This is a genomic window from Staphylococcus sp. OJ82, from assembly GCF_000294465.1.
GTDB lineage: Bacteria > Bacillota > Bacilli > Staphylococcales > Staphylococcaceae > Staphylococcus > Staphylococcus equorum.
Window position 1 is genome coordinate 156829 of record NZ_ALPU01000010.1, and the last position, 19507, is coordinate 176335.

General features: G+C 32.0%; 19 protein-coding genes. 17 read left to right on the plus strand and 2 right to left on the minus strand.

Features of this window, described 5'->3' with window-relative positions; all coding sequences use genetic code 11:
* The first annotated feature begins 44 nt into the window (after window positions 1-44).
* The 16 genes from brxA to sucB all read left to right on the plus strand — a co-directional run bounded on the left by brxA (window position 45) and on the right by sucB (window position 15977).
* The gene (brxA, locus tag SOJ_RS08205) at window positions 45-479 is read left to right on the plus strand and encodes a bacilliredoxin BrxA (RefSeq protein WP_002507601.1); all 435 of its coding nucleotides are present in this window, start codon (window positions 45-47) and stop codon (window positions 477-479) included.
* A 284-nt stretch (window positions 480-763) separates the two neighbouring features.
* Complete coding sequence (locus tag SOJ_RS08210) at window positions 764-1720, plus strand: thymidylate synthase (RefSeq protein WP_002507602.1); 957 nt, start codon at window positions 764-766, stop codon at window positions 1718-1720.
* A gap of 97 nt (window positions 1721-1817) precedes the next feature.
* The gene (locus SOJ_RS08215) at window positions 1818-2303 is read left to right on the plus strand and encodes a dihydrofolate reductase (RefSeq protein ID WP_002507603.1); all 486 of its coding nucleotides are present in this window, start codon (window positions 1818-1820) and stop codon (window positions 2301-2303) included.
* Between the two features lie 9 nt (window positions 2304-2312).
* Window positions 2313-3152, plus strand: coding sequence for a DegV family protein (locus tag SOJ_RS08220; RefSeq protein WP_002507604.1), 840 nt, complete (start codon window positions 2313-2315; stop codon window positions 3150-3152).
* Between the two features lie 134 nt (window positions 3153-3286).
* The gene (msrA, locus tag SOJ_RS08225) at window positions 3287-3814 is read left to right on the plus strand and encodes a peptide-methionine (S)-S-oxide reductase MsrA (RefSeq protein ID WP_002507605.1); all 528 of its coding nucleotides are present in this window, start codon (window positions 3287-3289) and stop codon (window positions 3812-3814) included.
* Window positions 3807-4235, plus strand: coding sequence for a peptide-methionine (R)-S-oxide reductase MsrB (gene msrB / locus SOJ_RS08230; protein ID WP_002507606.1), 429 nt, complete (start codon window positions 3807-3809; stop codon window positions 4233-4235). Before msrA ends, msrB begins: the two co-directional genes overlap by 8 nt.
* A 14-nt stretch (window positions 4236-4249) precedes the next feature.
* The gene (locus tag SOJ_RS08235) at window positions 4250-4750 is read left to right on the plus strand and encodes a PTS sugar transporter subunit IIA (protein ID WP_002507607.1); all 501 of its coding nucleotides are present in this window, start codon (window positions 4250-4252) and stop codon (window positions 4748-4750) included.
* Window positions 4750-4971 (plus strand): YozE family protein, encoded by a 222-nt coding sequence (locus SOJ_RS08240; protein WP_002507608.1) that lies wholly within the window; start codon window positions 4750-4752, stop codon window positions 4969-4971. Before SOJ_RS08235 ends, SOJ_RS08240 begins: the two co-directional genes overlap by 1 nt.
* A 154-nt stretch (window positions 4972-5125) precedes the next feature.
* On the plus strand, window positions 5126-6604 hold the full coding sequence (locus SOJ_RS08245; protein ID WP_002507609.1) for a S41 family peptidase: 1479 nt from the start codon (window positions 5126-5128) through the stop codon (window positions 6602-6604).
* A gap of 21 nt (window positions 6605-6625) precedes the next feature.
* A complete protein-coding gene (locus SOJ_RS08250) occupies window positions 6626-7135 on the plus strand; it encodes a GNAT family N-acetyltransferase (protein ID WP_002507610.1) in 510 nt (169 codons plus the stop codon).
* A 10-nt stretch (window positions 7136-7145) separates the two neighbouring features.
* Complete coding sequence (locus SOJ_RS08255) at window positions 7146-8219, plus strand: undecaprenyldiphospho-muramoylpentapeptide beta-N-acetylglucosaminyltransferase (RefSeq protein ID WP_002507611.1); 1074 nt, start codon at window positions 7146-7148, stop codon at window positions 8217-8219.
* A 16-nt stretch (window positions 8220-8235) separates the two neighbouring features.
* A complete protein-coding gene (locus SOJ_RS08260) occupies window positions 8236-8850 on the plus strand; it encodes a phosphatase PAP2 family protein (protein WP_002507612.1) in 615 nt (204 codons plus the stop codon).
* Between the two features lie 833 nt (window positions 8851-9683).
* On the plus strand, window positions 9684-10346 hold the full coding sequence (locus SOJ_RS08265) for a response regulator transcription factor (protein WP_002507613.1): 663 nt from the start codon (window positions 9684-9686) through the stop codon (window positions 10344-10346).
* Window positions 10343-11698 (plus strand): HAMP domain-containing sensor histidine kinase, encoded by a 1356-nt coding sequence (locus SOJ_RS08270; protein WP_002507614.1) that lies wholly within the window; start codon window positions 10343-10345, stop codon window positions 11696-11698. The genes SOJ_RS08265 and SOJ_RS08270 overlap by 4 nt, the downstream gene beginning before the upstream one ends.
* 198 nt (window positions 11699-11896) lie before the next feature.
* Complete coding sequence (locus SOJ_RS08275; RefSeq protein WP_002507615.1) at window positions 11897-14698, plus strand: 2-oxoglutarate dehydrogenase E1 component; 2802 nt, start codon at window positions 11897-11899, stop codon at window positions 14696-14698.
* A 13-nt stretch (window positions 14699-14711) separates the two neighbouring features.
* Window positions 14712-15977, plus strand: a complete 1266-nt coding sequence (gene sucB / locus SOJ_RS08280; protein ID WP_002507616.1) for a dihydrolipoyllysine-residue succinyltransferase — start codon at window positions 14712-14714, stop codon at window positions 15975-15977.
* Between the two features lie 546 nt (window positions 15978-16523).
* On the opposite strand, the gene SOJ_RS08285 is transcribed toward sucB, so the two are convergent.
* Window positions 16524-17072 carry a helix-turn-helix domain-containing protein gene (locus tag SOJ_RS08285; protein ID WP_002507617.1) on the minus strand — a complete coding sequence of 183 codons (549 nt, stop codon included), beginning with the start codon at window positions 17070-17072 and terminating at the stop codon, window positions 16524-16526.
* Between the two features lie 511 nt (window positions 17073-17583).
* Window positions 17584-18459 carry an AraC family transcriptional regulator gene (locus tag SOJ_RS08290; protein ID WP_002507618.1) on the minus strand — a complete coding sequence of 292 codons (876 nt, stop codon included), beginning with the start codon at window positions 18457-18459 and terminating at the stop codon, window positions 17584-17586.
* 120 nt (window positions 18460-18579) lie between these two features.
* Here SOJ_RS08290 and SOJ_RS08295 point away from each other — a divergent pair, with 120 nt between their 5' ends.
* Window positions 18580-19446 (plus strand): sugar phosphate isomerase/epimerase family protein, encoded by an 867-nt coding sequence (locus SOJ_RS08295; RefSeq protein ID WP_002507619.1) that lies wholly within the window; start codon window positions 18580-18582, stop codon window positions 19444-19446.
* The last annotated feature ends 61 nt before the right edge of the window (window positions 19447-19507 follow it).

Below are 19507 nucleotides of genomic sequence, written 5' to 3' on the forward strand. Positions count from 1 at the left end.
ACTGATAAAAATGAATTAAAAGATAAATTTTAGGAGTGTTATCAATGAATGCATATGATGCTTATATGAATGAATTATCTACTCAAATGCGTAGTGAATTAACAGAACATGATTTTGAAAGTTTAGAATCTGCTGAAGCAGTTTCTAATTATATGAACAATGTCGCAGCAGATGACACAACTTTTGTAGTTATTAACTCTACATGTGGTTGCGCAGCTGGGTTAGCAAGACCTGCAGCAGTGACTGTAGTTGAACAAAATGATAAAAAACCTAGTAATAAAGTCACAGTTTTTGCAGGACAAGACAAAGAAGCTACTGAAGAAATGAGATCATTTATTCAGCAAGTACCATCAAGTCCATCATACGCTTTATTTAAAGGTCAAGAATTAAAACATTTTATTCCTCGTGAACATATTGAAGGTAGAGATATTCAAGATATTTGTATGGATATCAAAGATGCTTTCGATGAATATTGCTAGTTACTTAATTTAATATAATCTGTTATTTTATATTAAATGGTAATAGTGTTTGAATCTGGATAAACGTTACTTTAAACCAACCTATTATATCTTACTTATTATTTAAGATATGGTAAGTTGGTTTTTTAAATTTAAAAATAATGCTACATTTTAAACGTTCTCAAAGAAATAATGTATACTTTGTATAAAATGACTTATTTTTTACACTATTAATAGTAAACTCTTTTAATTGTTAGTGATTTCCAATAAGATAAATATAAATAATAGAAAGGAGTGTGGTTGTTATGCTTAATAGTTTTGATCAATCATATCACAATCTATGCGAAGAAATTTTAGACATCGGTAAACAAAAAAATGATCGCACAAATACAGGTACAATTTCAAAATTCGGACATCAATTAAGATTTGATCTCTCGAAAGGGTTTCCTTTATTAACAACTAAAAAAGTATCCTTCAAATTAATTGCCACGGAGTTATTGTGGTTTATTAAAGGTGATACGAACATTAAATATTTACTCCAATATAATAACAACATTTGGAATGAATGGGCGTTTGAAAATTATGTAAAATCATCAGATTATAAAGGACCAGATATGACCGATTTTGGACATAGAGCACAAGCAGATGAATCATTTAATAAAATATATAAGGAACAAATGCAACAGTTCAAACAACAGATTTTAAACGATGATGCATTTGCCCAAAAATTTGGTGACTTAGGAAATGTATATGGTAAACAATGGCGCGACTGGGAAGATAAAGATGGTAACCATTTCGATCAACTTAAGACTGTTATAGAACAAATCAAAAACAATCCAAATTCTCGACGTCATATTGTGTCAGCTTGGAATCCAACTGAAATAGATACCATGGCATTACCACCATGTCATACGATGTTTCAATTCTATGTACATGAGGGTAAATTAAGTTGTCAGCTTTATCAAAGAAGCGCAGATATATTTCTAGGCGTCCCTTTTAATATTGCTAGTTATAGCTTATTAACGCATTTAATTGCTAAGGAATGCGGACTAGAGGTGGGAGAATTTGTGCATACATTTGGTGATGCACATATTTACGCTAATCATATTGACGCTATAGAAACACAATTATCACGTGATGGTTTTGAACCACCTCAATTAAAAATCAATAGTGATGCTTCTATTTTCGATATCAATTACGAAGATCTGGAAATTATAGATTATGACTCTCATCCAGCAATAAAAGCACCAATAGCAGTGTAATCTACAAAACGATTAAAATTGATTAATATCTTAATATATAATGAATATTAAAAAGTAAAGTTAAAATCTTGTTATATTAGCATTAAGGAGGAAATTTATGACACTTTCAATACTTGTGGCGCATGACCAACAACGTGTTATCGGCGTAGATAACACATTACCTTGGCATTTACCGAATGATCTTAAGCATGTAAAAAAATTAAGCACTAACCATACACTTGTGATGGGGCGCGCAACGTTTGACTCTATAGGAAAACCACTTCCTAACAGGCGAAACGTTGTATTAACTAGAAATAAATCATTTCAACATGAGGGCGTTGATGTCATTCATTCTATGGAGGATATATTTGATTTACCTGGCCATATTTTCGTATTTGGTGGCCAATCATTATTTGAAGAAATGATTGATAAAGTTGACGATATGTATATCACAGTGATTGAAGATAAATTTAATGGGGATACATTTTTCCCACCTTATACATTCGAAGACTGGGAAGTCGAATCATCAGTTAAAGGGGAATTAGACGAAAAAAATACAATTCCTCATACTTTTTTACATTTAATTCGTAAGAAAAATTCATAGGAGGACATTATGATTAAAAAGAAAATTGTAACCGATTCAACTTCAGACTTATCAAATGACTATTTGGTTGAAAATGATATCCATGTTGTACCACTTAACTTAACAATTGATGGAAAATCATATGTAGATCAAGTAGATATCACTTCTGAAGCATATATACAAAAAATACAGGATGATGCAGATGTTAAAACAAGTCAACCAGCTATTGGCAAATTCATTGAGATGTATGATGAATTAGGTGCTGATGGTTCTGAAATCATTAGTATTCATATCACTTCAGGATTAAGTGGTACTTATCAAACTGCGCTACAAGCCAGTCAAATTACTGATAGCAATGTAACTGTTATAGACTCTAAATCAATTTCTTTTGGTTTAGGTTATCAAATTCAGCACGTTGTAGATTGGAATAATGAAGGTATTCCAACTGAAAAAATTATTGAAAAATTGAATGAATTGCAAAAAAACATTAAACTTTATGTCGTTATAGGCCAACTTAATCAACTTATTAAGGGTGGACGTATTAGTAAAACAAAAGGTTTAATTGGGAATATGATGAAAATTAAGCCAATCGGTACAATTGTTGATGGAAAACTTGAAATGTTACACAATTCACGTACGCAAAATGCAAGTGTTCAATTTTTAAAGAAAGAAATAAGTCACTTTATAGGTGATAAGAATATAAAATCTATTGGTATTGCTCATGCCAATGTCATCGAATTTGTAGATAAGGTTAAAAAGCAATTTTCTGAAGAATTTAATTTCAATCATTTTGATACTAATGTAACAACACCTGTTATTTCAACACATGCAGGTCAAGGTGCAATTGGTTTAATTGTTTTAAGATCTTAATATAATCTTGATTCATATACGTAGTTACTATTATTAAGAAAATTTACAGTATTTATATTATTTATAAACAATTTGATAGCATATCTCTTAAAATAATGGTAACTTTATGACAAAATAGATATAGGAGGTATATTATGGCTTATGCGACATTAGCTGGCGGTTGTTTCTGGTGTTTAGTTAAACCTTTTACTTCTTATCCAGGTATCGAAAATGTTGTTTCTGGTTATAGTGGTGGCCATTTGGATAATCCTACTTACGAAAGTGTAAGCACGAACCAAACTGGTCATGTAGAAGCAGTACAAATCACATATAACTCTGAAATCACTTCCTTCGAAAATATTTTAGATGTTTATTTCAAAACATTTGACCCAACTGATAATGGTGGCCAATTTTTTGATCGTGGTGAACACTACGAACCGGCCATTTTTTATCACAATGAAGAACAAAAGAAAGCTGCAGAGGCAAAAATACAGCAATTAAATGAACAGGCTATTTTTAATAATCCTGTAATTACACCCATTAAACCTTATAAAAACTTTTATCCTGCTGAATCACAACACCAAGATTATTATAAGAAAAATCCACTGCATTATGAGCAATATCAACGCGGATCAGGACGTAAAGCATTTATAGAAAAACATTGGGGGGAACAAAATGATTAAAAAAAGTAAAGATAGTTTAAATGAAATGGAATACCTAGTCACTCAAGAAAATGGAACAGAACCTCCATTCCAAAATGAGTACTGGAACCATTATGAAAAAGGCATTTATGTCGATAAAATTTCAGGAAAACCTTTATTCACCTCAGAAGAAAAATTTGAATCAGATTGTGGTTGGCCTAGTTTTTCTAAAGCTCTAGATGATGAAGAAGTAGTTGAACTTGTAGACAAAACTTTCGGCATGGTACGTACAGAAGTACGCTCAGAAGATGCAAATAGTCATCTAGGTCATGTATTTAATGATGGACCGAAAGAAAGTGGCGGTTTAAGATATTGTATTAATTCCGCGGCAGTTCAATTTATTCCTTTCGAAAAGCTTGAAGAATTAGGCTATGAAGATTTAATATCACATTTTGAAAAATAAGGAGCGAACAAGATATGTTTAAAAAATTATTCGGCAAAGGTAAAGAAGTCAATAAGGATAGCGTTATTTATGCGCCAATTACAGGGGAATATGTAAAAATCGAAGATATTCCAGATCCAGTTTTCGCACAAAAAATGATGGGCGAAGGTTTTGGAGTAAACCCAACAGAAGGCGAAGTCGTATCACCAATCGACGGAAAAGTAGATAATGTATTTCCTACTAAACATGCTATTGGTTTAAAAGCTGATAATGGTTTAGAATTACTCGTTCATATCGGTTTAGACACAGTTCAATTGGATGGTAAGGGATTTGAAGTTTTAGTCGAAAGTGGAGATGCAGTAAGCGTTGGAGATCCATTATTACGTTTTGACTTAGATTATATTAAAGAAAATGCGAAATCTGTAATATCACCAATCATTATCACAAATTCTGATAATACATCATCTCTTAATATTGAGGATGTAAATTCTATTATTAAAGGCGAAACAAAAATCGTTGATGTGACAATGAACTAATGAAAGATCATTCATTTTATCAATTTGTGCTAACGGCAAGAGGTCGTAAAAATGAAAAAGGTGAATTAGCAGAAGAAATTTTTGATGATTTATCTTTTCCAAGGCAAGAGAAAGATTTTCATAATATATCTGATTATATAGAGACACAAGGTAATTATCCCATTTCAATGGCTGTGTTCGATGATTTATATGAAGAATATACAGAATGGCTAAAATTTTAAATCACTTAATATTTGTGTAAATAGATTCAAATATATTAAAATATTATAGTATCATATAAGTAGCTGGGATTAATCGAATATGGTTCAATCCCAGCTTTTTTATTTTAGCTGAACTTTAACAGTAATTTTTACATATGTAGTAGGAAGTGATTAAATGTCAGATCATAATGACATATATGAGGAAAATAACAACGACAGTAATAACAATAATAATCACCAAAATAAATCTAAATTTTTAAATTTCAAACGCAGTCATTTTATTTTATTAATAATAGTTACTGTGATTATCACAGCACTCATTGCAGTATTTGCAACAATTGGCGTTAGTAATTGGAAAAGCGGATTAAATAGTGATCAACGAACAGAAATGCAAAAGGTCCAAGAAGTTTATAAAACTTTAAATGATGAATACTATAAAGAAACAGATTCCGAAAAATTATCTGAAGCTGCTATTAATGGAATGGTAAAAGAATTAGATGACCCGTATTCTGATTATATGACTAAAAAAGAAACAAAATCTTTTAATGAAGATGTTTCTGGAGACTTTGTAGGCATCGGCGCAGAAATGCAAAAGAAAGGTAATAAAATTGAAATTACAAGTCCAATGAAAGATTCACCAGCTGAAAAAGCAGGTATACAACCTAAAGATGTTGTGACTAAAGTTGATGGTAAATCTATTAAAGGGCAACCATTGGAAGCCATCGTAAAAAAAGTACGTGGCAAAAAAGGAACGAATGTTACTCTAACAATTGAAAGAGCTAATCAAGCCCATGATATTACAATTAAGCGTGATAAAATACACGTGAAAAGCGTTGAATATGAAAAACAAAATGACATTGGCGTTTTTACTATCAACAAATTCCAAGATAGTACTGCAGGTGAATTAAAATCTGCGATTATCAAAGCACATAAAGACGGCGTGCGCAAAATTGTTTTAGACTTAAGAAATAACCCAGGTGGTTTATTAGATGAAGCAATTAAAATGGCTAATATTTTTATTGATAAAGGTGAAACTGTCGTACAACTTCAAAAAGGCGATCACAAAGAAGAAATAACAGCTTCTAATGACGCGTTAAAAGAAGCAAAAGACATGGAAGTATCAATTCTTGTTAATAAAGGTTCTGCAAGTGCTTCCGAAGTGTTTACAGGCGCTATGAAAGACTATGACAAAGCCAAGGTTTATGGTTCTAAAACATTTGGTAAAGGTGTTGTTCAAACAACAAATGAATTCGATGACGGATCATTATTAAAATTTACCAATATGAAATGGCTAACACCAAATTCACACTACATTCATGGCAAGGGAATTAAGCCAGATGTGAAAATTAGTGAACCAGAATATCAAACTTTAAATGTTATACCTAATGATAAAACATATGAGTTAGGGGATAGCGATAAAAATGTTAAAACAATGAAGGTAGGATTATCTGCATTGGGCCATAAAGTAAATAATAACTCTAATGAATTTGATAATGCTTTGCAAACTGCTATTGAATCATTCCAAAAAGAAAATAATTTGGAAGTAAATGGCACATTCGACAAAAAAACAAATGAAAAGTTCACTCAAGCGCTTGTCAACAAAGCCAATAAAGAAGACACTGTTTTACAAAAACTTCTTAAAAAATTAAATTAACTATAGTGAGGTACTATTTCTATGATTAGAATTGCCAACAAAAATGATTTATCAAGTGTGCTAAAAATTGTAAAAGAAGCTAAAGCAATCATGAAACAAGATAATAATAATCAGTGGGATGAACAATATCCTTTGGAACAGCAGTTTAAAGATGATATACAAAAAGGAACACTTTATGTACTAGAAGAAAATTCTATAATTTATGCTTTTATAGTTGTCGACCAACAACAATCAGAGTGGTATGATGAATTAGAATGGCCAATTGACAGAAGTGATGCATATGTAATCCACAGACTTGCTGGATCAGCAACTTATAAAGGGGCTGCTACTCAGTTGTTTAACTTTGCGGTTAAACTTGCACTCGACCATGATATTCACGTTTTGGTGACAGATACATTTGCATTAAACAAGCGTGCACAAGTTCTGTTTAATAAATTTGGTTTTAAAAAAGTAGGCGAGGCAGAAATTGATTATCCTCCTTTTAATAAAGGAGAACCCTTTTATGCCTATTATAAAAAATTAGAAGAATAGAGGTTATAATATGACTAAAATCGCATTTACTGGGGGAGGCACTGTTGGACATGTCTCAGTCAATTTAAGTTTAATACCCACTGCCTTAGAAGAAGGTTATGAAGCCTTTTACATTGGTTCAAAAAAAGGGATTGAACGCGAGATGATTGAATCTCAATTACCTGAAATCAAATATTATTCAATTTCTAGTGGTAAATTAAGACGTTATATTTCTTGGGATAATATAAAAGACGTATTCAAAGTACTAAAAGGTATATTAGATGCGAGAAAAGTATTAAAGAAAGAAAAACCTGATTTATTATTTTCAAAAGGTGGTTTTGTATCGGTCCCAGTAGTTATGGCTGCAAAATCTTTAAAAATTCCTACAATAATTCATGAATCAGATTTAACTCCTGGCTTAGCTAACAAGATTTCACTCAAATTTGCTAAGAAAATCTATACTACTTTTGAAGATACATTACAGTATCTTCCTAAAGATAAAGCAGATTTCGTTGGTGCAACAGTACGTGAAGATTTGAAAACTGGTGATAAAAACCGAGGTTATCAACTTACTAAATTTACTAAGAATAAAAAAGTATTGCTCGTTATGGGAGGCAGTCTAGGTAGTAAAAAATTAAATGAAATCATACGACAAAATTTAGATGCACTTAATGAAAACTATCAAGTTGTACATTTAACTGGTAAAGGATTGTTAGAAAAACAATATTCAAATAAAGAGGAGTATACTCAATTTGAATTTGTGAAAGATGATTTAACAGACTTATTAGCAATTACTGATACAGTTATTAGTCGTGCTGGCTCAAATGCGATTTATGAATTTTTAGCACTTAGAATTCCTATGCTATTAATTCCACTTGGTTTAGATCAGTCTCGTGGTGATCAAATTGATAACGCTAAGAATTTTGAATCTAAAGGTTTTGGTAAAACATTACCAGAAGATACGTTAACTGAAACACAATTAATAACACAGCTCAGTGAAATTGAAGCTAACCGTGAATCAATAGTTAAACAAATGCAAACATATAAAGAAAGCTATACGCGTCAAGATTTATTCAACAAAATTATTAATGACGCACTAAACTAATGGGAGGTCATATGCAATGAGTCGATGGAAACGAATATCATTACTAATCATTTTCACTTTAATATTTGGCATCATTGCATTTTTTCATGAATCTAGATTAGGAAAATGGATTGATAATGAAGTATATGAATTTATCTATTCTTCTGAAAGTTTTATTACGACTACTTTCTTCTTAGGCGTTACTAAGATTGGTGAAGTATGGGCGATGGTCTGTTTATCACTATTATTAATTGCTTATTTAATGCTAAAACGATTAAATATTGAAGCTTTATTTTTTGCTATTGCAATGAGTTTATCTGGCACTTTAAACCCTTTGCTAAAAAACCTCTTTGATAGAGAACGTCCAACATTGCTAAGACTCATCGATATTTCTGGGTTTAGTTTCCCAAGTGGTCATGCTATGGGCTCCGCCACATTCTTTGGTAGTACAATGTATATCGCTAATAGAGTACTACAAGGTAAATCTAGAGCATTTATGATAGGATTATCTGCATTATTTATCATCCTAATATCATCATCTCGTGTATACCTTGGTGTACACTATCCAACTGATATCATTGCTGGTGTAATTGGTGGCGCGTTCTGTGTCGTACTACCAACGCTTATTTTAAGACATAAACTACAAGTCTAGTGTTTATTGATAGTTATTAACAATAAGACAGGGAATGAGACAGAAATCTATCGTTTCTAACAAGTTTCTTGTCGTCGCACCCCACAGCACAGCTGACTAAAAAATGAAATACAAGAGCTGAAGCGCTTGTATAATAACTACTTGTCTTCATAAACGAAGTAGTAGTACTTTAAAAGCTTGCTATAAGCATACTTTCAAATTAGTCAGCCACTGTCAATATAATGATTGAGGCTGAGACATGTATTTATGCCCGATTCTATAAATAGCTGCCGAAAAGTTAGTGACTTTTCGGCAGCTATTTATTTATGATTCTGTAAAGATCTTGTCTTAATTTAATCGCAAAAAACAAGCCAAACGTCAATATTAACGTTTGGCTTGCCTAAATTCTTAGCAACTCGATATATAACTTAACTTGTTGCTTTTGTGTCAAAATTTATTATAAAAACCGATTTTACAAAGTAAAACCGGTCTTTATATTCACGTTGTCTCGCAACGTTAGTCTTTTACGGGCATATAAAAGGGGATATTTCTGAAAATGATCAATCCAATAAGATCGAAATTCGTGTGGGGGGGAATGTCTTAAGTTTGGAATTGATAATCATTTTCAATTACATTATACAACACTGAGAATTATTGTCAATTAGAATTGGGTATTTTTTATAATTTCTTATATATCAAAATTCAATATCCTTTAAAAGGTTAACATAGCGCTATATTATATGATTTATTAGTTTGAATATTTCTCGTATAAAAGCAACAAATATTATACAATTATTAGTAATAACTTCCTACATGATGTATTTTCATTTAAAATATAATTTGAGGTGCAACTTATGACAAAAATATTAATAGTAGAAGATGAACAAAATCTTGCTCGCTTTATAGAACTTGAACTTGAACACGAAGATTACACTGTAGATATAGAATACGATGGACGTCCTGGTTTAGAAAAAGCATTATCCAATAATTACGACCTTATACTCTTGGATTTGATGCTACCAAATATCAATGGCTTAGAAATTTGCCGTCAAATTCGTCAAAAACAAACAACACCAATTATTATTATTACTGCAAAAAGTGATACATATGATAAAGTCGCAGGTTTAGATTATGGCGCTGACGATTATATTGTTAAACCATTTGATATAGAAGAATTACTAGCTAGAATACGTGCTATGCTTCGTAGACAGCCACAAAAGAATGTCATCGATATCAAAGGTATCATTATAGACAAGGATGCTTTTAAGGTCACTGTAGAGGGGGAATCATTAGATTTAACGAAAACAGAATATGATTTATTATATTTACTTGCTGTTAATAAAAATCATGTTTTACAAAGAGAACAAATTATTACTGATGTCTGGGGATATGATACTGAAGTTGAAACGAACGTTGTAGATGTTTATATTCGTTATTTAAGAAACAAACTCAAACCCTATGGTAAAGATAAATACATCGAAACAGTTCGTGGCGTCGGCTATGTGGTTAGACAATGAAGCAAAGAAAATTAAAAACAAAATGGATGATGATAACAACAACAATAACGTTTTCAACGATATTTATTTTTAGTTTAATTATTATATTCTTCTTGAGTAATAGTTTACGCCACAATGAATTTACTGAGGCAGAACGTAGTTCGTCAGATATTGTAAATCTTTTTGAAACTAAACAAATTGAAGATATAACACCCTTAGATTTAAATGCTTCTTTAGGCAACTTTCAGAAAGTGATACTATACAATGACCACGGCAACAAATTAATGGAAACTTCAAATGATAATACGATAGGCTACACGCCCAATTTTGCGACTAAAGATGCAAATCAAGCGTCCATTAAAAATCACCATAATACAGAATACTTGACTATAACGCAACGTATCGATTCTCAAAGTTTCAAAGGATATAGTGTCATTGTCCATTCATTAGAAGACTATAATACACTCGTAAACTCTTTATATTTTATTGCGCTTATTTTCGGCATCATTGCAACGTTTATCACTGCCATTGTTAGTTACTTTTTCTCATCACAAATTACAAAGCCATTAATATTGATGTCTAACAAAATGCAACAAATACGTAGAGATGGTTTCCAAGAAAAAGTAGAATTAAATACAAACTATGAAGAAACAGATAATTTAATCGTTACGTTTAACGAAATGATGTTCCAATTGGAAGAATCTTTTAATCAACAAAGACAATTCGTGGAAGACGCTTCTCACGAATTACGTACGCCATTGCAAATTATCCAAGGTCATTTAAATTTAATTCAACGTTGGGGAAAAAAAGATGCAGCAATACTCGAAGAATCTTTAGACATTTCCCTAGAAGAAATGATGAGGATTACAAAATTAGTAGAAGAACTTCTCTTACTCACAAAAGATAATAATAATAGTCGTGATGGAGAAATCGAAAATGTAGATATCAATCAGGAAATTACTTCTCGCATAAAATCATTAAAACAATTACATCAGGACTATAAATTTGAATTTGAAGCTTTTCCTAAACCACTTAATATTAAAATTAATCGTTATCAATTAGAGCAAATACTAATTATTTTCATTGATAACGCTATGAAATATGATCAACATAACAAACATATTCATATTCAAACCAATCTGAGAAATAAACAAATTTCTATTGAGATAACAGACCATGGTGTTGGTATTCCTAAAGAAGACATCGAATTTATCTTTGACCGTTTTTATAGAGTCGATAAATCACGATCTCGTAAATTAGGTGGAAATGGACTTGGTCTATCTATTGCTAAAAAAATAATTGAATTGAATCATGGCACCATTCAAGTTGAAAGTGAAATAGGTAAATATACAACTTTTAAAATCACTTTTTAACACGTAAAATCTAGCATTTAAAAACTTTAAATTTAGCAAAACCTACGTTACATTATTATATATATTACAAAAGTAACAGAATCTATTTCATTTAGGTTCTGTTTTTTCATATAAGTAGGCTATTGGTACTTTAATTTGCGCTTGTTTAATGCTATTATTGATTTGTAAGCGTTTCAACTATTTTGTGGAGGGTGTAATATGAGCAACGAAAGACAGGTTTCCGAGGCACCTGTAAATTTCGGGGCAAATCTTGGATATGTTTTAGATTTATATGACGTATATCTAAATGATCCGACTTCAGTCCCAGAAGATTTGCAAGTCCTATTTAGTACAATTAAAAACGGTGAAGCTAACATCGTAACAAATAAGGAAGGTCAAAGTAATGTGACTAAAGGTGATAGCACAATCAAACGTGTTATGCGCTTAATAGATAATATCCGCCAATATGGGCATTTATCAGCAGATATTTATCCAGTCAATAGACCTGTAAGAGAAAATGTTCCAAAGTTAAACTTTGAAGATTTTAATTTAGACAAAGAAACACTTGAATCTATTTCTGCAGGTATTGTATCAGAGCATTTCAAAGATATTTATGACAATGCTTATGAAGCTATTGTACGTATGGAAAAACGTTACAAAGGACCAATCGCCTTTGAGTACACGCATATCAACAATAATAGAGAACGTGTATGGTTAAAACGCAGAATTGAAACACCGTACAAAGCAACTTTAAATGACAATCAAAAAATCGAACTTTTTAAAAATTTAGCACATGTTGAAGGTTTTGAAAAATATCTACACAAAAACTTTGTAGGCGCAAAGCGTTTTTCAATTGAAGGTGTAGACACATTAGTCCCAATGTTACAGCAAACTTTAAAACTTGCGAGTGACGAGGGTATTCAAAACATTCAAATTGGTATGGCTCACCGTGGGAGATTAAACGTACTCACACATGTTTTAGAAAAGCCATATGAAATGATGATTTCTGAATTTATGCACACAGATCCAATGAAGTTTTTACCAGAAGACGGAAGCTTAAAATTAACTTCTGGATGGTCTGGCGATGTTAAATATCACCTTGGTGGAGTGAAAACAACGCGTTCATATGGTAGTGAACAACGTATTTCATTAGCTAATAACCCAAGTCATTTAGAAATCGTAGCGCCTGTTGTTTTAGGTAAAACACGTGCAACACAAGACTATACAGATAAACCTGGTGCAGTAACAACTGAATTCGAAAAATCAATGCCAATATTAATTCATGGTGATGCAGCTTATCCTGGTCAAGGTATCAATTTTGAAGCAATGAACTTAGGTAGTCTTGATGGTTATTCTACTGGCGGTACACTCCACGTTATTACAAATAACCGTATCGGCTTTACAACAGAACCTGAAGAAGGTCGTTCTACAACATATTCTTCAGATGTTGCAAAAGGATATGATGTGCCAATTATGCATGTTAATGCAGACAACGTTGAAGCAACAATTGAAGCAATTGAAATTGCTATGGCTTTCAGAAAAGAATTCCATAAAGATGTTGTTATTGACTTAGTTGGTTACCGTCGATATGGTCATAATGAAATGGATGAACCATCAATCACAAACCCACTACAATATCATGAAATACGTAAGCATGACTCCGTTGAACTTTTATACGGAAGACAACTCGTTGATGAGAATATTATTACAGAAGATCAAATGAATAATATTATGGATGAAGTACAAAAATCATTACGAGCAGCTCATGACAAAATCGATAAAAATGATAAAATGGATAATCCAAATATGCAAAAACCAGACGATTTGGCAGAGCCAATTCAAAGTCAAGATACAGAATTAAGTTTTGAACATCTAAAAGAAATTAATGATGCGATGCTTACGTATCCTTCAAATTTCAATGTATTGAAGAAACTTAATAAAGTATTAGAGAAACGTAGAGAGCCGTTTGAAAAAGAAGATGGATTAGTTGACTGGGCTCAAGCAGAACAATTAGCTTTTGCGACGATCACTCAAAACGGCAATCCAATACGCTTAACAGGTCAAGATAGTGAACGTGGTACTTTCAGTCATCGTCACGCAGTATTACATGACCCAGAGACTGGTGAGAAGTATACACCGTTACATCATGTGCCTGATCAAAAAGCGACGTTTGAAGTGAGGAATTCACCATTATCAGAAGCTGCGGTAGTTGGCTTTGAATATGGTTATAACGTTCAAAATAAATCATGTATGACAATTTGGGAAGCGCAATATGGTGATTTTTCAAATATGTCTCAAATGATTTTTGATAACTTCTTATTTAGTTCAAGAGCTAAATGGGGCGAACGTTCTGCTTTAACATTATTGTTACCTCATTCATTTGAAGGACAAGGACCAGAACATTCATCTGCACGTTTAGAAAGATTCTTGCAACTTGCAGGAGAAAATAATGCGACAATCGTTAATTTATCTAGTTCAAGTAATTATTTCCATTTATTACGTGCCCAAGCTGCTACATTAGGTACAGAATCTATGAGACCTTTAGTAGTAATGTCACCGAAAAGCTTATTACGTAATAAAACTGTAGCAGATCCTATTAGTAAATTTACTACGGGCAAATTTGAAGCGATTTTACCAGAAGAACATCAAAAAGACGCTGTAAGAAAAGTTATTTTAGCTTCAGGAAAAATGTTTATTGATTTAAAAGAGTATTTGGCTAAAAATCCAAATGATTCTATATTAGTTGTTGCAGTTGAAAGACTTTACCCATTCCCTGTAACAGAAATCGAAGCATTATTAAATGAATTGCCGAATTTAGAAAACGTAGCTTGGGTACAAGAAGAACCTAAGAACCAAGGTGCATGGTCATTTGTTTATCCATATCTAAAAGAATTAACTACAGATAAATACGATTTAAGTTATCATGGTCGTATACAACGTTCGGCACCAGCTGAAGGTGATGGTGAAATTCACAAACTCGTTCAAAATATGATACTCGAACAAAGTACAAAAATTAACTAGGGGGAAGTCAAGCATGCCAGAGGTAAAAGTTCCAGAATTAGCAGAATCCATAACAGAAGGTACCATTGCAGAATGGTTAAAACAAGTAGGCGATAACGTAGATAAAGGTGAAGCTATCGTTGAACTAGAAACAGATAAAGTAAACGTTGAAGTTGTTTCAGAAGAAGCAGGTGTTCTTCAAGAATTACTTGCAAACGAAGGCGATACAGTTGAAGTAGGCCAATCTATCGCTGTCGTTGGAGAAGGTAGCGGAAACAACGCTTCAGAAGCACCAGCTAAACAAGATGATGCTAAAGACGATTCATCATCAGAAAAAGCTCAACCACAACAATCTGAAACACAAAATGATAAATCAGAAGAAAAAGATCAAGACAATGGGCAACGTGTTAATGCAACACCGTCAGCACGTAAATATGCTCGTGAAAAAGGTATCGACTTATCTGAAGTAGCAGCGCAATCAAATGATGTTGTAAGAAAAGAACATGTTGATCAAAGTCAAAATCAAGCAAGCTCAAAACAAGAAGCACCAGCCGCTAAAGAAGAAGCGAAAAAACCAGCACAACAAAATCCATCAAAACCAGTAGTGAGAGAAAAAATGTCTCGTCGTAAGAAAACAGCTGCTAAGAAATTATTAGAAGTTTCTAATAATACAGCTATGTTAACTACGTTTAACGAAATTGATATGACTAACGTAATGAATTTACGTAAACGTAAAAAAGAACAATTCATTAAAGACCATGATGGTACTAAACTCGGCTTCATGTCATTCTTTACAAAAGCAGCTGTTGCAGCGCTGAAAAAATTCCCAGGTGTGAATGCTGAGATAGACGGCGACGATATGATTACTAAACAATTCTATGATATCGGTGTGGCAGTATCTACTGACGATGGTTTACTTGTTCCTTTCGTTAGAGATTGTGACAAGAAAAACTTTGCTGAAATCGAAGAAGAAATTGGTAATTTAGCTAAAAAAGCACGCGATAAAAAACTCGGCCTAGACGATATGGTAAATGGTTCATTCACAATTACTAATGGCGGTATCTTTGGTTCAATGATGTCTACACCAATCATCAATGGTAGCCAAGCTGCTATTTTAGGTATGCACTCAATTATTACACGTCCAATTGCTGTCGATGCAGATACAATTGAAAACCGTCCAATGATGTACATTGCATTAAGCTATGATCACAGAATCATTGATGGTAAAGAAGCAGTAGGATTCTTAAAAATGATTAAAGATTTAATTGAAAACCCTGAAGATTTATTATTAGAATCTTAATCCACAACACAAAATAGTTTATTAATCCCAATACAACGGCGCTAAGCGTCGTTGTATTTTTTGTTTTTAAAATTTTAATTACTCTAAAATCCAAATAAGGGCGTGAACATGAAATCAAAATTCGACTTCGTATTCACGCCCCCAAAACTAATCCAAAAGCAAATACGATAATTAATAATATCAAGTCACACGTTAAACACATATAACCGGAAACCTTTGAGCGTTGTCTTAGAAGAAAAATACTAAAACTAATTATGGCAACGTTTAAAATCAACAATGCTATTAAGTTTAACCATGAATTTAATAAAAATAGATAGTATTAGAAAACCGAGTTATGTCTTTGACTATGCTTAACAGATACATGGAATTATAAAAATATGCTCATTTAAAAGGACATATACAACAACAATAACTAAAAAGGTATATTTGATCACAAAATAAGACATCAACTCAAAATTGCACTTAAATTACAATGTGAGCGATTAGTATGCAGTTACTTATATTTTTATTACAACCTGAAAACAGTTAAATATTTCTGCAAAGAAATTAATAATGCACAATCATATTAAATCGAACTGATGAATTATTTTCATTTGAGTAAAAATGGAAGATATTAGCGTTAAATTTAATAGATTCATCTTTGTGAACCGTATAGTTGTCTCCATCCAATTTAAGCGTTAGTGTACCTTCATAAACCGTTATGTACTCTATAGAACCAGAACCATGCGGCGAATCTTTCATAAGACCATCAGGCTCTATAATAACCATATGACTTTCAAACTTTTTCTCAATATCAAACTTAAAAAATGGATATACTTTATATTTATTATCTTCTGAAGTTAATGGCTTCAACTCATTCGCAAATATCTTTCTAATATTTTCAATATTTTCTTGTGTAAGTTCAGAGAATGAAACTTTTAAACCGTTGGCAATTTTCCATAATGTTGTAATCGATGGAATAGATTCTTTACGTTCAATTTGTCCAAGCATCGTTTTACTTACTTCAGTCAAAGTGGATAAATATTCTAATGAATAACCATTTTGTTTTCTATACAACTTAAGGTTTTCAGCAATAATATCATTAATTTCTTTCATAGATTTTCCCGCCTTTATTTTTATAATCTAACGTAAGGAAACTTCATTTTAAATCATAAAACGTTATAACGTCATTATACACGTTATAACGTTTCATTAAAGAGGGGAGGTAGTAAAGACATTGTATAAAAACTATAAACCTTATGATAGCAGTGTTAGTGTGACTATTTATTAATTTAAATATTCTGGGTTTTAAACACGTAAAACAGCAGATTTCATGTTTGAAATCTATAGTAGTTACGATATTTCTATTTATTCTTATGATCACAGTTCATTATTCTATTTCAATAACTAGCTTATTATATTTTACTTTTGATTATTCAAATAATGATTACTAACCGTTACACATTGCTAGAGTATAAACTTAATTTTTGTATCTTTAAAAGCATAGATGCATTTTTATCATATTAAGTACTTTTTTTAATCGGTCTTTCCATTAAAAAAGCCATCACTATAGACTCACTAGCTGAGACAATTTTAAAGTAATGGCATTTCTCTACTATATAGGCATTTAATTTTTGGCGTGTTTTTGGTAATAATCACGTGGGCTGCATCCATAAGACGTTTTGAATTTTCGATAAAAGTTAGAATAATCGCTAAAACCACATAGGTTGGCAACTTGTTGTGGACTTTCTCCATTTTTCAACATACGTTGCGCATTTTGTAATCGTTTCTGTAATAAATAACGATAAGGTGGGTAACCTACAAGGCGAGTAAAATGTTGAGTAATTTTATAGCGACTAACATAGAATTTCTTTTCCAGATCTTCTAATGAAATAGGATCTGCATAATGTAACTCCATGTAATCTAATACTTGTCTTACTAACTCCGATTCCGGATCATCTAGCACTGATACCTGTTCATTAGCAATAGACACTCTATTTAAAAGTATAAAAAATTGAGTGAGCAATGCTTCTTCTGCTAATTTCTTCCCGAATTTCTGACTATTTTGTTCATTAATTAAACCCTGAAGCAAATAATATAGTTCTCTTTTTTGTGATTCAGACAATTGTAGTAAATTTTTAAAGTTTGGTGATTTTGTGTCAAAGCATGCACTTAAATCACATTTATCTGTAGACAAATATTCTAATAAATGTGCATCAAACCTTAATCCAATACGTTCGGCATGCCCATCCATTTGTTCATTTAATTGATGAAACTCATATGGCGTAATGAGCAATAAAGAACCTACGTCTAGCTGATATTTTCTACCTTCAATGGTATATAGCATATTACCTGATAGTGAGAAAAATATTTCATAATGGTCGTGATAATGTAATTCATTGCCAAAGTGACCATCACTTATCCTGTGCCATGCTGCATACTCTCCATCAAAAGGTAGCGAGATAGAATCAAATTTAAACTTAATATCCCCATTATCTTTCATTAAATTACCTCCCACTCAAAAAACAATCTTTTTCCCTTTATTTACAATGTTGTTAATTTTCACTCAATATATAATTAAATTATAACACTAAAGCAATATTAAATTGAAAGGATGATTTATATGACTGAACCACAAATTGGAGTTCAAATGATGATGCTTAAAGATAAGGTAGCTGAAGATGGAATATACAACGTTTTAAATAAAGTAAATGAGCTTGGCTACCATGCTGTTGAAGTATCTCAAATAGAAATGACAGAACAGAACATTACTGAAATGCAACGTGCAATTAAAGATTTTGGCATGAATATCGCAGCAATGTCTTGCGGGGTTGAAGATATTTCTGAAGAACAAAAATACCCAGGTGATACATTACAAAATGATTTTGATAAAATTGTAGCAGATTGTAAAGCTGTAGATTGTACAATTTTACGTATTGGCATGCTTCCTATGAATTATATGGGTTCTAAAGAAAGTGCTCTTAAATTTGCCGAAATCTGTGAGGAATATGCTAAACGCTTAAAAGAACATGGCATCGATCTTTACTATCATGCGCATAACATAGAATTCGTTCGTTATAATGGAGAGCTCATGTTAGATTTAATGCGTGATAATACTGAACATTTAGGCTTTGAGTTAGATATACATTGGATTTGGCGCGCTGGTATAGACCCAGCTAAATTCATACCAACATACGCAAACCGTATTCGTGCCATTCACTTAAAAGATTACCGCATTGGAGAAATTGACTGGAACCAATACCCTGGAGAAGGCGTTGAGAAGGTATATTATATGCTACATATGATTACACAATTTGCTGAACTTGGTGAAGGTACTTTACCTTTACGAGATATCATAGAAGCTGGCCTTGAAAGTGGCAGTGAATATTTCTTTGTTGAGCAAGATGAATTGTACGGTGCCGATCCATATGATTGCTTAATCACAAGTCGTGACTACTTAATTGATTTAGGTTATAAAACATGGCTCTAATTTAAATTAATCGTCTATTTACAACTTGATAGGTGCTTTTTAAAGTAAAATTATGTAAGCG